This is a genomic window from Croceifilum oryzae (genome assembly GCF_030814315.1).
In the GTDB taxonomy this organism is placed as follows: domain Bacteria; phylum Bacillota; class Bacilli; order Thermoactinomycetales; family Thermoactinomycetaceae; genus Baia; species Baia oryzae.
Genome location: NZ_JAUSUV010000003.1, coordinates 160,685 through 174,950, shown reverse-complemented (window position 1 = coordinate 174,950; position 14,266 = coordinate 160,685). Strand labels below are relative to the sequence as shown.

General features: G+C 42.7%; 7 protein-coding genes and 1 tRNA gene. All 8 read right to left on the bottom strand.

Annotated features, from left to right (window positions below; translation table 11 throughout):
• Window positions 1–66: 66 nt before the first annotated feature.
• Window positions 67–600 (bottom strand): methylated-DNA--[protein]-cysteine S-methyltransferase, encoded by a 534-nt coding sequence (locus J2Z48_RS04080; RefSeq protein WP_307251285.1) that lies wholly within the window; start codon window positions 598–600, stop codon window positions 67–69.
• Between the two features lie 126 nt (window positions 601–726).
• Window positions 727–1,866, bottom strand: coding sequence for a tRNA epoxyqueuosine(34) reductase QueG (gene queG / locus J2Z48_RS04075; RefSeq protein WP_370872874.1), 1,140 nt, complete (start codon window positions 1,864–1,866; stop codon window positions 727–729).
• 44 nt (window positions 1,867–1,910) lie between these two features.
• The gene (rnhA, locus tag J2Z48_RS04070) at window positions 1,911–2,324 is read right to left on the bottom strand and encodes a ribonuclease HI (RefSeq protein ID WP_307251283.1); all 414 of its coding nucleotides are present in this window, start codon (window positions 2,322–2,324) and stop codon (window positions 1,911–1,913) included.
• Window positions 2,321–2,893, bottom strand: a complete 573-nt coding sequence (locus tag J2Z48_RS04065; protein WP_307251282.1) for a uracil-DNA glycosylase — start codon at window positions 2,891–2,893, stop codon at window positions 2,321–2,323. The genes rnhA and J2Z48_RS04065 overlap by 4 nt, the downstream gene beginning before the upstream one ends.
• Window positions 2,894–3,000: 107 nt before the next feature.
• Window positions 3,001–3,077, bottom strand: a tRNA-Pro gene (locus tag J2Z48_RS04060).
• A 186-nt stretch (window positions 3,078–3,263) separates the two neighbouring features.
• Window positions 3,264–10,508: a non-ribosomal peptide synthetase gene (locus J2Z48_RS04055; protein WP_307251280.1), complete on the bottom strand. Its 7,245-nt coding sequence runs from the start codon at window positions 10,506–10,508 to the stop codon at window positions 3,264–3,266.
• A 133-nt stretch (window positions 10,509–10,641) separates the two neighbouring features.
• Window positions 10,642–11,550, bottom strand: coding sequence for a GHMP family kinase ATP-binding protein (locus J2Z48_RS04050; RefSeq protein WP_307251279.1), 909 nt, complete (start codon window positions 11,548–11,550; stop codon window positions 10,642–10,644).
• Window positions 11,551–11,568: 18 nt separating this feature from the next.
• Window positions 11,569–14,262: a lyase family protein gene (locus J2Z48_RS04045; RefSeq protein ID WP_307251278.1), complete on the bottom strand. Its 2,694-nt coding sequence runs from the start codon at window positions 14,260–14,262 to the stop codon at window positions 11,569–11,571.
• Window positions 14,263–14,266: the final 4 nt, after the last annotated feature.

Sequence of the window (14,266 nt, the reverse complement as noted above, 5' to 3'; positions counted from 1 at the left end):
TCTCTCAGAAACAGAGTATGAGGGGAGAAAAGAAAAAAGCACGCTTCCATATTGATTTTCAAAAGATTAATCTTTATATTCACTAAACCCTTCTAGTTGTAACAGGTTTTTTTTGATTTCCAAGCCACCACCGTATCCAACAAGGGATCCGTTGGCACCGATCACTCGATGGCAAGGTACGATAATGGAGATTGGATTTTTATTATTCGCTCCGCCTACTGCCCGAACTGCCTTCGGAACTCCAATCGCCTCTGCAACTTGTTTATACGATGCGACAGTCCCGTATGGGATTTTACATAATTGCCGATATACGAGCTGTTGAAAGGGAGTACCTGTGAGATCTAGGGGCAGATCAAACTCCTTACGTTTTCGGTCAAAATACTCTAGCAATTGGGTTAGGACAGGAGTACATGCTTGCTCATTCTGCTCGAAATGAGTAGAACGGGCTTGCTTACTCACCCAAATTCGCAAACCGAGAATAGGATCTTCTTTCTTCGGAAAGTCAAGGTAACAAAGCCCCTGCTGAGACACCGCCACAGTTAAAACACCCACTTGGGATTTCAATGTACTCCAAGCGATAATGGGCTGGCACTGGTTCACAAGTAGATCCTCCTTTTGGTCATACCAATACAATTCATATTACGATCATACCTCTTTCTGCACAGTAGGTGAGCATGTAATGATTGTCAATTTTTATAACGAACAGGAAGGACAATCTACCTTGATTTATGTGGAGGTAGCTGGTTTCTGAATTCGTTCTAAACCAAAGGAAATCTCACGAAGAACCTCTTTATCCTGCTCTTCATGAAATGCTTGGTTCAATGCCTCTTCTACCTCTGCACCACCGATTTTGCTCAAAGCCCATGCGCTCATCCCGCGAATCACAGGACGAGGGTCTTGTCCTAATAAATTCTTCAATAATGGAATGGCTGATTGGTCTTTAAAATGAGCAAGTGCGATAATCGCATTTCGCTGGATGGGCTTTTTCCCCCGCCACGAGCCCGACATATATCCATATTTCTCTTTAAACTCACGATTACTCATGGTAAGGAGTGGTTGCAATAGGGGCTTCACCAACTCAGGATCAGGCTCGAATTCAGCGTGGTGAGTAAAATTACGCTTTCGATTCTTAGGGCAAACCGTTTGACACGTATCACATCCATAGAGTCGATTTCCTATCTTTTCACGATAAAATTCATCCATAAATCCTTTGGTTTGCGTGAGAAATGCAATACACTTTGTCGAGTCTAGTTGCCCTGGTTCTACTAGGGCTCCTGTGGGACAAACATCTAGACATAGCGTACAATCGCCACAACCATCTAAAACCGGCTCATCAGGAGGAAGATACAGGTCTGTAATCATCTCTCCTAGATAGATCCATGAGCCGAATTCTTCGGTGAGGATAGAAGTGTTTTTCGCACTCCAACCAATCCCTGCACGTTCCGCTACCGCTCGATCTGATAAAGCACCTGTATCTACCATTGATTGGATTCGAGCGGTAGGGACCAATTCAAGCAGATATGCTTCTAGTTGAGCTAGCTTGTCTCTCAAGACATCATGATAGTCCTGCCCCCATGAGGCCCTAGCAAAAATCCCCCGGTACGCTCCAAGTTCAGAACGAGGGGGATTGCTCATCTTGGAGGGGTAGGCGATCGCAATGGCAATGATGGACTGCGCTTCTGGTAATGTAAGTGTAGGTATCGTGCGCAGATTGAGGTCCTGTTCTTCAAAACCAGACTCGTAGCCTGATTCTCGATGTTGAACGAGTTTTTGTTTCAGTTCGACAAAGGGATCTGCGGTCGTAAAGCCGATTTTGTCTATCCCGATCTCGTTTGCTTTTTCAATCAGTTTTTGTTTCAGTTCCATTGCGTTCACCTAGTCCACCTCCTTTTTTCTTATGTAGTTACGGGTTATTTTTTAGGTACCGCAGCTCGAGCCAATTCGTCGCAACGATTGTTTAGCTCTACCGTGCTGTGACCCTTCACTTTGATAAACTCTACATCGTGTTTTCGTGTGAGGGCAAGTAGCTCTCTCCATAGGTCAGGGTTTTTTTTAAAACCCTCTCGTTCCCACTTGACGTACCACTTTTGATGAAAGCAGTTCACGATATAAGCACTATCAGAGTGCACTTTTACCTTACATTTCGCCTTTAATAATTTCAGTGCTTCGATAACAGCTTGTAATTCCATCCGGTTATTGGTTGTGTCGGGGTCTCCACCTGAGATTTCTTTACGATGTTCGCCATGTAATAAAACGGCGGCCCATCCCCCCGGACCCGGATTATAAGAACATGCTCCATCTGTATAAACAATTACTTCTTTCACCGATTTTCATCCCCTTGTAGAAGCATGTGATAAGCATCTCGAATCTGCTGGAAGTCGCTCCATGCATCTTTCTTCGCAGATGGATTTCGTAATAGATACGCAGGATGTAGGGTAGGCATAAAGCGGACCCCTTTTCGCTCGATCCATCGCCCTCTCACTTGTGTAATACGTGCCTTAGGATCAAGGATAGCCCGTGTAGGTGCGGAACCTAAGAGAACAATTAGCCTGGGACGTATCAATTGAAATTGTTGTCGTAGGATGTGGATGCATGTAGACATCTCTTCTGGTTCAGGGGTACGGTTTCCGGGAGGACGGCATTTGACAATATTGGTGATATAAATCTGCTCTCTGGGAATTTCAGCAGCTTCTAAAATTCGACTTAATAATTGTCCAGCTTTTCCTACAAAGGGTCTTCCCAAACGATCCTCATCCGCTCCTGGTCCTTCTCCTACCAGCATCAAGGGCGAAGAAGGATTTCCTTCCCCAATGACAACTTGAGACCTCCCTTGTGCATGAAGTGGGCACATCTGACATTCACAGTATTTTTCATACAGCTCCACTAAGGACATCCTTACGTATCTCCTCTTCTGTTCGGGTCTAATAAATCCTCTATTCTTTTCAATTATTATTTGGGCATATAAAGAAAACTACCCAACCAAATGAGTAGTTTTTTGTGTGGTCGGGATGACACGATTCGAACGTGCGACCCCCTGGTCCCAAACCAGGTGCTCTACCAAGCTGAGCCACATCCCGATATTCAACTATATAAATTCGTAACGACAAGAAATAATATAGCACACCCTACACGAATGGTCAATACCTTTTTCAAAACAAAGCCCTCTTAATGAAAAAGTAGTGGAGTGGACTTATTCGTCTCACTCCACATCACACCATAGAGAAATACTTATCTTTTCCTCCCTAATAAGACGCGTCGTTCACTCAAGTGGTTCGCTTTTTATCTACTTCCTGAGCTAATTTACGAATCGTGACAAATTCGAATAACTCACGAATCGTAAACGGGACATCACATTTTTTACTTATTTGGGTAGCGATTTGAGCGGCTTTCAGAGAATGGCCTCCCAGATCAAAGAAACTGTCCGTTACACTCATGTTTTCTGACTGTAGAATCTCTTTCCAAATCTCGAGGATCTCTTCTTCTGTTTGACTTTGAGGTAACACAAACTCTCTTTGAGAAAAGATGGTATAAGGCTCTGGCAACGCATTCTTATCGATCTTACCACTTGTCATAAGCGGCATTTGGGTTACAAAAACGTATTGCTGAGGAACCATATAATCCGGCATAAACTGTTTCAAAAAGCTTTGTAATTTACTAGAATCAATGTAATTCCAAGTATCCACCGAATCCAGTGGATGCTCAACCCAAACACTCGGATCCCAATACTCCCCTATTCCTTGTTCCAAGTCAATGTAGACAGGTGCAAGCGCTTTCTCCACCTCATAAGATCCACTTTCTTCAAAGGTGGACCCTGCCCATACTTGCCAATCTGCAACACTTGCCTTAACATACTGGGACTTATGCGTAATCTGAAGGATTTTTCCTCCCACACGCTCATGCGAACGTAACCAGTTATCTACAGGATACCCGTCTTCTCGCCGTAACTCACAATAGGAAGAAAAATCGAGATCCGGGTACGCACTTTTACCTGTTGGACGAACAGGAACAATCAAACGTTGCAATCCTTGTCCATGAGCCAGCATTTTAAACGCTTTGACTAGTAACGTGGCAAGTCCCTTCCCTTGGTATTCTTTATCCACCACTCCCGCGAGAACGAGTAGCGTATTCGATTGCGTATCTCTTTTCGCATCCGTAAATCCTTTGATCAAACCCTCATCCCAGCCTTGTGGCAAATGCTCCTGAGTGCCATCCCAGTCAATCGGAATTGCGTTCCCAACAGCTATCACCTTCCCTAGTCCATCAACCAAAGCAAGTTGGTATTCCGCAAACCGAGTAAAGAGTTGTGGCCAATATTCCCGTAGAACTTCTTCTCCAGCAAAATATTCAGGCCATGCAGGTAAATGAAGCTCGTTCATTCGATCTTGTAAGCTAGGGATTTGCGAAAGGGTATATAACTTTAGTCCTTCCCCATCCATTTGAAGAACAGGACTCTCCGATTTCATCTCCACATAAGCCACAAGTCCATCCATTTGTTCATCTTTCTTATGAATCACCGCGCACTTACTTACGTTTTCGTGTGATGCTAGCCAACTTTCTACCTCTTCTAACTCTACTCGATTTCCACGTACTTTCACTTGATGATCGACACGACCTAAGTAGACGATATTTCCATCCTCGACATACTTCGCCACGTCCCCTGTTTTATATAATCTGGCGTTCACATCCGAAGTAAAAGGATCCGGTACAAAATACTGAGCTGTCATCGTTGGATCATGGAGATACCCACGTGCAAGTCCTGGAGAAGCAATATAAATTTCACCTGGTACTCCAACGGGTACAGGATTCTTATGTTTATCTAACAAATACACTTGCACATTTTGAATTGGTCTACCGATCGGAACCACATTTCCTGAGAATGGTTCGTCACAATCAAACGTAATCGCATCTACCGTTATTTCCGTCGGTCCATAGTGATTACTCAGATGACAAGAAAATTGGTTTTTGAATTGATCGCATAATTCACGGGTAAGTAAAGCCCCACCGCAGATCACATAACGAAGCGACGGCAACTCTTCAAATCCTCCATTTTTCCTTGCTGTTACAAATGCTTCTAATAGCACAGGCACAAACTGGAGAATCGAAATCTGATGCTTCCTTACCAACTTACCAATAGAAGCTGGATTTTTACGTTCCTCCGATTCTGGAATCACTACCTTCGCACCATGCGCCAGAGGCCAAAACATTTCAAGTAGCGATGCATCAAATGTATAAGGTGTCATAAATAAAGTTGCATCCGAATCAGAAAGCGGATACTTCCTCTGACTCCATTCAAATAGATTGATGATACCGCGATGCTCTATTTCAATTCCCTTTGGCATACCTGTCGTACCGGATGTGAATAACACATACGCCAACATGTTAGTGGATATAGAAAGATTTAGATTCGTATTCGGCTGCTTATCTATCAGCTGAGCATCTACATCTAGGTTGATAACCTTACCTTGAAATGCGAGATCTTCCTTCGCATATTGGCTCTCTGTAATGATCACATCAATCCCTGCGCGTTCCATGATCATCTGCTGGCGACTTACCGGAACTTCTGGGCTAAGAGGTACATATGCAGCTCCTGCTTTTAACACCGCGATCAGTGCCACAATCATGTCCGTTGATGGTTCAAACGTAACCCCTACCTTATGCCCTGGTTTAACATCCAGCCTTGTGATCCAGTGTGCTAAGCAATTGGCTTTCTCATTTAGCTCACGATAACTAAGTGTGATCCCGTTACAGAGAATAGCTGGATTTTCTGGTGTCTTCACAGCCTGTCTCTCGATCATCTCATGAAGACAGATTGCATCATGAAAAGGCTTCTCTGTCTGATTCCACTCACTCATCCGCTGCTTCTCTGATTCCGATACCAGCACATACTCTTGAAGCCGTTTTCTTGGCGCTGTAACCACCTGCTCTGTCAGCCACATAAACTGATGAGAAATCCGCTCTGCTGTTGATTTCGTAAATAAATCAGAGTTGTAATTGAGATTGATTTCAAGCCCACTTTCTAATTCATCAAAGACAAATGTTAAGTCAAAGCGGGAGTTTCTCTCCATAAATTCATACACACGAAAGTTACAACGCAATCCTTCAAACTGAATGCTATCCATCAATCTTTGCTTGTTATTTTGTAAACCGTACATCACCGAAAACAGCTTCGTTCGCGACAAGTCTACTTCCGCCTCAATCTGCTCAATTACAAAATTACTCGGATATGCATGATGATCATATGCCTCAATCGACGTTCGCTTACTATGTGCAAGTAACTGTTCAAAGGTCATATCAGGTTCAATCGTACAACGCAATGGGAGAGCCGTGGCAAACAAACCAAGCATGCTTTCTAGCTTTACATCATCACGATTGAGAATCGGTGAACCCACCACAAAATCATGTTGACCACTTAAACGATGTAACTGCAAATTCAATACAGTAAGCAAAAGCATATTCAATGTAATATCGTTCTGCTGACAGAAATCAATCATTTGCTGTTGGAGTCCTTGATCAAACCTTCCTAGGATTGTTCCTCCATTAAATGTAACCATCGGCGGTCGAGGATAATCTGTTGGCAAATCCAGACCTGAAGGCACATTCGAGAACTGATTCAACCAGTATTGACGTTGGTTATCCAAATGTCCTTCCTTCACTAAGCGATTCATCCACCGTACATAATCTGTATACTCAACCTCAATAGATGGTAACTGCGGTTCTCTCCCGGTGACATATGCGTTGTATAACTCATTAAATTCTTTCATGAGGTTCATCGAGGAAGTTTCATCCCAAATGATGTGGTGGCTAGCAAACATATATAAGAACTGTTTACCCGGAAGCTCAACCAACTTAGTAGAAAATAAAGGACCTCTCTCAAAATCAAATATTTGATTCGCATGTGCCTCAGCCAGCTCTTTGGTAACCGCGGGAATCTGATCTTCTGATATATGAGTATGATCTTCATAGAGATCACAAAGCTTCATTTCCAAGCTCGGGGCTACTATTTGCAACGGAACTCCATTATCGTTTCTAAATGTAGTACGTAGCACTGCATGACGCGAAATAAGAGTTTGCCATACCCTCTCAAACGCCGGTAAATCCATATCACCATAAAACATCAAGTCGAAACTAGTATTATAAAATGGATTATCTGGCTCAAAATGGTGCATATACCATTCGGGTAGCTGTACAGGGGCTAACTCATATACCTCTTGCTCAGGCATTCGTTGAAGAGTAAGTTCCTGATTCTCTTCGGTTTTCGCAACCTCTGTATCAATTACACCCGCTAACTCACTCAGCACAGGAGTAATAAAGATCTGTTGTAAAGTCATCTTAATTTGGAATTGATCACGAATCCGATTGATTACTTTTACCGCACTAATCGAGTGTCCTCCCAGATGGAAAAAGTTATCTTCTACATCGATCTGCTTCATTTCCAGAATGTCCTCCCAGATCGACACGAGCTCTATCTCCGTTTCCGTTTTCGGTTGGGATACTCCCTGCTTCTCTCCTTCTCTAATCTCTAATTCTCTTAAAGCATGACGATCTATCTTTTCGCTCGTTAAGAGAGGCATACTCTCAATTCGCACCGCAAGCGCCGGTACCATATAATAGGGCAAAATCCCGCGTAGATACTCTTGTAAATCAGCCGTGTCAAGTAGCTGTTTACTCGTATAGAAAGCCACTAGCATGTTATCTCCGGATTCTGTCTGCTTCACGATAACAGCAACCTCGTCCACTTGTGGATGGTTTCCAATTGAACTCTCAATCTCACCTAGTTCAATCCGAAAGCCACGCACCTTCACTTGAAAATCGATGCGACTAAAAAACTCAAGCGATCCATCAGGTAGCCAGCGACCTAGATCGCCTGTTCGATATGCTCTCGCTTCCGTCCAATCCACTGCAAACGGATTCGAAATAAATTTTTCTTTTGTGAGCTCTTCATTCTTCCAGTAACCATCACCCACTCCAATGCCACTAATCCAAATTTCGCCTTTGACTCCTACTGGCGCCAAATGATGATACTGATCTACCACGTACAAAGTCATATTGGGTAAGGGTTGCCCGATCGGAACACGTAGTTGCTCTGCATCCATCACACCCGTCATGACATGTTGTGTTACATCGTCTGAGCACTCCGTCGGACCATACGCATTAATTAATTTGATGGTCGGGTATAGATCAAACCAGCTATTTACCAATTTAATCGGTAGCTCTTCGCCGTTGGCAATCATCCAGCGCAACATAGGCAGTTGCCTTTCCACTTCTGTTAAACCTTTTACTGTATCGAGGAATGCAAACAAGAGTGAAGGAACGGTTTCTACTACCGTCACCCCTTCTCTTTGCAGGTGCTCAAACAATAAAGATTGGTCACGCGAAACTTCAAACGAAGCAATCGATGTTTTCGCTCCTACTAGCAGGGCAACAAGGGACTGCCAAACGGATACATCAAAGCTGACAGAAGCATTTTGCGCCACGACATCCTCTGCTCCTAGACTCAAGCTAGTAATCTTCGAATAGAGATGATTGATCATGCCATCATGTCGCACCAGTGCCCCCTTTGGCTTACCAGTAGAACCTGATGTATAAATCATGTAAGCCAGATCCGTTGATGCATTAATCGGATCGAGGTTATCTGAACTGTACTGATGTAGATCACTCTTCGTATACAGTCCACGTCGATTCGAATGTTCCCCCGCTTCATCTAAGCAGATCATGGTTTGCACAGTCTGATTAGTCTGTAACACTAATAATCGTTCTACAAAAGCATCCTGTGTAACGATTGCATTTGACTCGCTATTTTGTAATATGTATGCGATACGTTCATCTGGAAGATTGGGGTCAATCGGAACATAGGCAGCTCCGCTCTTAAAAATAGCCAACATGGTCGAAATCCAATCGAGATTCCTCTCACTTACCACGGCTACAAATTGATTGACCCCTATCCCTTGTGAGCGAAGTAAGTGTGCCATGCGATTCGCTCGTTCGTTTAGCTCCTGATAGGTACATTCTTCTCCTTCAAAACTCACTGCAATATGATCTGGCGTTCTCGCTACTTGTCCTTCAAACAGAGTTTGCATCGGGACATGAATTGGAAATCTTTCCTTGCTAGGATGAAACTGTTTCAGAACTTGATTTTTTTCTTCTTCCAACAACATGTCAATCTCACAAACTTTTTGCTCTGGTTTTTCTACCACTTGTGCCACTAACTGAACAAAATGCCGGCTTAAGCGTTCGATGGTTTCCTTTTGAAACAGAGATGTACTGTATTGGATATAACCATCTATCTTTCCTTCTGTCTGGAACAGTTCGAACACAAAATCAAATCCCGAATACTGGATATGATCTAGCGATTTTTCAAAAGAGAGTGTAAGATCTTTATTGACTTCTACCTCTAACTGCTTATCTGTACGCAAGGTATGCAGCTCAAAAACAACATCAAACACTGGATTCCGACTAAGATTCCGTTCCATTCCTAGCTCTTCCACAATGCGATCAAACGGATATTCTTGATTCGCATATAGCTCGATAACTGTTTGTTTGACTCGTTTCACAAATCCCTGAAATAACTCACTTCCGCTTATTTCATTCCGCACGGGTAATGTATTAATAAAACATCCAACCAGATCCGCTACCTCTGGATGAACTCGACCCGACAACGATGTCCCTACGATAATATCTTTGTTTCGCGTATATTTGGCAAGTAGAACCTGAAACGATGCTAATAGAAACATATAGAGACTGACATCTAACTTCTCACAAGTAGCCTTCAATTTCTCCATCAACTCACCATCGATTACGAGCGGGACGGTATCACCCTCAAACTGTTGCGTAGAAGGTCTTGGAAAATCCAACGGGAAGTTGAGATCAGGTAACTCCCCTGACAAGCGATTTAACCAAAATTCCCGTTGCCCATCTAACTCTCCTCCCTCTAGCAATTCATTATGCCAATGTGCAAAATCACTATATTGAATAGCTAGAGGCGCTAATGGATTAGGCTGTTTATTTGCCAAAGAACGGTAAAGAGTGGAGAACTCGGACATTAAAATATCGATCGCCCACCCATCAGCAATAATGTGATGCGCAACGAGGAGGCACATATGCTCGGACTCAGACAAGCGATATAAAGTGGCACGAATGAGCGGTGCTTCCGTTAAACAAAATGGCTTATTTAACTCACTCATCACTAACTCCTGTAGAGATTTCTCCTGCTGAGACATATCAACGGCTATCGCATCAAAATTAATGTCGGAATAGACTACTTGTACAGGAACTCCACCTTCTTCACGAAAACAAGTACGTAATATATCATGACGGTTTACTAGAGTGTCTATGACTTGATGAAAGACCTCCCTATCTAAATTCCCCTTTAATGTAAATGCTGTGGATACATGCGATAGCGCATTTACCTTTGATGCTTGTACAAACTCCAGTTGTTCCGTAAACCAGAAACGCTTCTGTGTGTGGGATAACTCGTACTTACTAAGTTTGAGCTCCGTATAGATTGCCATGGCTTTCTCCCCTTGGTAAAGTAATGATCATTTATATGACATTCAAAAAATAGATATAACATTACTAATATTTCATTTTATAAACAAACTATCATTCAGATATTTGCTGTCCAAATGCCTCGTATATATAAACTTACATATTGGTATAGATCATAGGCTCGATATCTCGATCGTGAAACTCCTGTAATATCTGGTGCATTGCTTCCGTTGCCTTAGCAGCATAGGGATTGAGAATCGATCCAATCATCGTCCCAGAGTGCGCAATAACCGTACCGCAAATTCCGTTCCTATGATTCAAGCCCATGAAAAAATCAAAGTAATCTTTATAAAGCCTTTTTTGATTCATTTCAGCACTCATTGTAGAAACTCTACCAATTTCATCTAGATCTCTACGCGCGATTGCGACTCTAAGGTCCTCAAGCAATCGTTGGAACACGTACCTTTCCGAATCGACATATAGAGGACTCTTCCGATTATGTTGGATTGAATCAACGATCCCCCCTGTATCCGCCGCTACAATGATCATCGGAGGCAATTCACCAAGTCTCCCTGCTAAACGTACTTCTCGATGATAAAAGGTGACAGACTCTTCATACATAACACCATCACTCGGTTCAATTTGACGCATAACTTCCTCAATCACACTTGGAGAGATAGGAAGACTCAGATATTTAGAAACAGATCGAATACTCGCGACAATATCTGCCGATGAACTAGCTAATCCCTTCCCCTCTGGTATTTCACTCTGTACCATAAGAAGACCACCCAAGTGAATATCAAAACGGCGTAACAAGTAATCGATTGCCACTTTCACTTTCTTTTTATGAGAAGGAAAAACTCTTATCTCCTTCGTATGTAGATCAGGTAAAAAAGTTGCTTTGGATTGCAGAGAGATAGGGAGAGTAACGAGAAAATGACTCCCATCAGGTAGCTCTCCCTGTAACAATTCTCCAAAAGTACCTCGTGCCTGATCCACACAAAACGGAGCACAACTTGCAATCGCTTCCAGCATAACTTCATTTTCTCTCCTTATTTCATTCACTGAAGTACGTAATCCTCTCTATGTCTGTGTAGGCAGAACCATACGGTTGATCAACTGCTCCTTTTTGTGAGATGCGGTATGTATTTGCTGAACATAATCATCCAATTGATCTTTTAATTGTTCTAATGAGTCCATACAGTAAGAGATATGCTCGTCCACCTGTTTCTCGCCAGGACCCATTCCATAAAGTCGATCTTGCGATAGTAATGTCTGACCCATCTCAATATCAAGCTTTTGATTTACTAATTTGACGAGAGCCGCATAATCACTCCCAATCAATGGAATGATTTCACCGAGATAATGGTGAGATTCTCTAAACGAAATCGAGTGCTCTCGGAATAAATACTCGGCTACATCACTTAGATAGGAACAGCTGTCCATAATATGCTTTTTAGCAGACTGCTCGTTAATGGCTAACCCATTTAATAAGATACTGGTCATATTGATCACTTTCGTTAGCTTTGAAATCATCTCACAAGAATGATCGGTGCTAATCCCCGAAACCTCAAATGAGTTAGAGAATGGAGTCTTATGGACAGAAAAAGTAAGCGTATCCTTGATTGCTAATAATTCATCGATCCGAGCTTTCACCCACTCCAGTAGATACGGATTCTTTTTTTGTGGCATTGCTGATGATCCGCCACAAAGTTGATCAGGTAAGGAACATAACGAAAACTCGATCGAAGACCAGATTTGCAAATCTTGAATCAACCGACTAAGCGTTAGCCCGATAAAGGAGCACTCACTGGCGACGCGCAGATTCAGGTCTCGACTACTAACAGCCGCAATCGAATTCCGATATGCCGTTTTGAAACCCAGTAATTCAACTGTGATATCGGTATGGATCGGAAGTGTTGTCCCTCCCCCCGAACATGCCCCTAAAGGCGACTTCATACTCCCATTCAGAAGGCTGATCCATTGATTGGTATGGTCTAGGAGACTTTCCACGATTGCCATGAGATAATGCCCAAACGTCCCCGGCAATGCCGTTTGGTACTGGCTATAGATAGGGAACACAGTATTGGTATACTTTTTAGCTAGCAACGTCATCGAAGACATCAATCTCCAAAGCGTTTGAATTAATTCGAGCCCGTGATCCCGTATAATAAGATGGTTCATCGTTGCGTTTATATCGTTTCGGGATCGAGCCAACTGCAAGTTGCCCCCTAGCCTCTCTCCAAGCTGGGCTATCATATAACTCTCATATGTTAAATATAAGCCCCTTGGAGTCGGAAGACTGAGAACGCTTTCAAAATCGTGCTCTCGTAATCTCCTTATTTCTTTTAACACGGGGATCACATCATCTTGTGGTAGAATTCCACTTTCCAAAAGCATAATCTGATGCGCTTCATCTATATCACAAATCAACCGGATCTCTTCTAAACTCGTTCTTCGTTTCTCTGTTTTCATAACCGCTTGTGCATAAGGATGAAGAGTCGAACTCAACCTACCTGTATTCTCTAAAAATTGAAGGGTGTAATCTGCTAAAGATGAATTCGACCTATCGCGGTAAACAGCTTCTATCCTGTATAACCATTTTTTTGCAACCTGCTCACACTCCTTAGTATCCGAACCTGCTACAATCACGCACGCAATCCGGTCCTTAAAGTCTCCTGAGAGAGTGATTCGATCTCCTGTTTTTTTCAACAGTAGGATTTGATGATCGAATCGTTCATCATGGTCTCCTTTCTTTACGATTATGTTTTGGATCTCTCCTTTACCTTTCGCGAGTTTAAAACGAATAACACCTGTTTGAAGGAACGTAAATCCCCCCATCTCCTCTTTAAACTCGTCTATCTTGTTTAAATGTAAAAGCAGACAGAGTTGGATCATATTGATATTGGTACACTTATTCATCAAAACTGGGATCATCCCACCTGCTAATCGAGGATTGATTTCAATAATCTTCACAGTCTGTTGTTTCATACGGATTTCAACATGAGAAGCTCCAGTCATATAGCCAACTTCATCAAGTGCCTCACGTACAATACAGCAAATCCGTTCTGACTCATCCCCATTCAGACTAGCAGGAAAATCATGCCCGATCTCAACAAAATACGGCTCCTCACCTAGGTGCTTCTTGGTAATCCCCATCACATGATGATCACCATTCAGGGATAGAACTTCTACCGAAAACTCCTCACCGTCCATATACTCCTGAATGATAAACTCATTCTGATCCGTCTCATTCGCATATAGAGCCAATTGATCGGCATCCCGGATAAAGCGTACTCCTTGACTACCCGATCCTTTGAGTGGCTTCACGACAAACGGATATGGGACTATATCGTTTTCATGGATCGTACTGGCTAACACGGTAGAACGCGAGACATGGATCGCTTTCGGACATAATCCTTTCTTACTAAGCACTTTATATAATTCAAGTTTGTTTCTACAGGTTGATATTGCCTCTGGTCGATTCGATACCAACCCCAAACGCCGATTGATTTGATTTACTATCTCTACATAAAATTCGCTTGATGAAAAAACAAGATCAACGTTTGGAATCCTTTCGACCATACGAATAAGTTCATCTGAATTTTCTGTGTTTATCTGAGCGTAATGGACCGGGTACCTATCTAAAAACGGGTATTTGAACGGATCATTCGATAGGAAAAACACATTGTATCCCATCGCCAAGGCTTCTTTCATAAAAAGCTCACCTGTACCCGTGGTATTACTTTCCACAAACACAATGGATTTAGAATCCATATAA

Bases quoted from the DNA above. Each gene is read 5' to 3' on its own strand.
- J2Z48_RS04055 (WP_307251280.1), bottom strand. From the start codon at position 10,508: ATGGCAATCTATACGGAGCTCAAACTTAGTAAGTACGAGTTATCCCAC.
- J2Z48_RS04065 (WP_307251282.1), bottom strand. From the start codon at position 2,893: ATGTCCTTAGTGGAGCTGTATGAAAAATACTGTGAATGTCAGATGTGC.
- queG (WP_370872874.1), bottom strand. From the start codon at position 1,866: ATGGAACTGAAACAAAAACTGATTGAAAAAGCAAACGAGATCGGGATA.
- J2Z48_RS04045 (WP_307251278.1), bottom strand. From the start codon at position 14,262: ATGGATTCTAAATCCATTGTGTTTGTGGAAAGTAATACCACGGGTACA.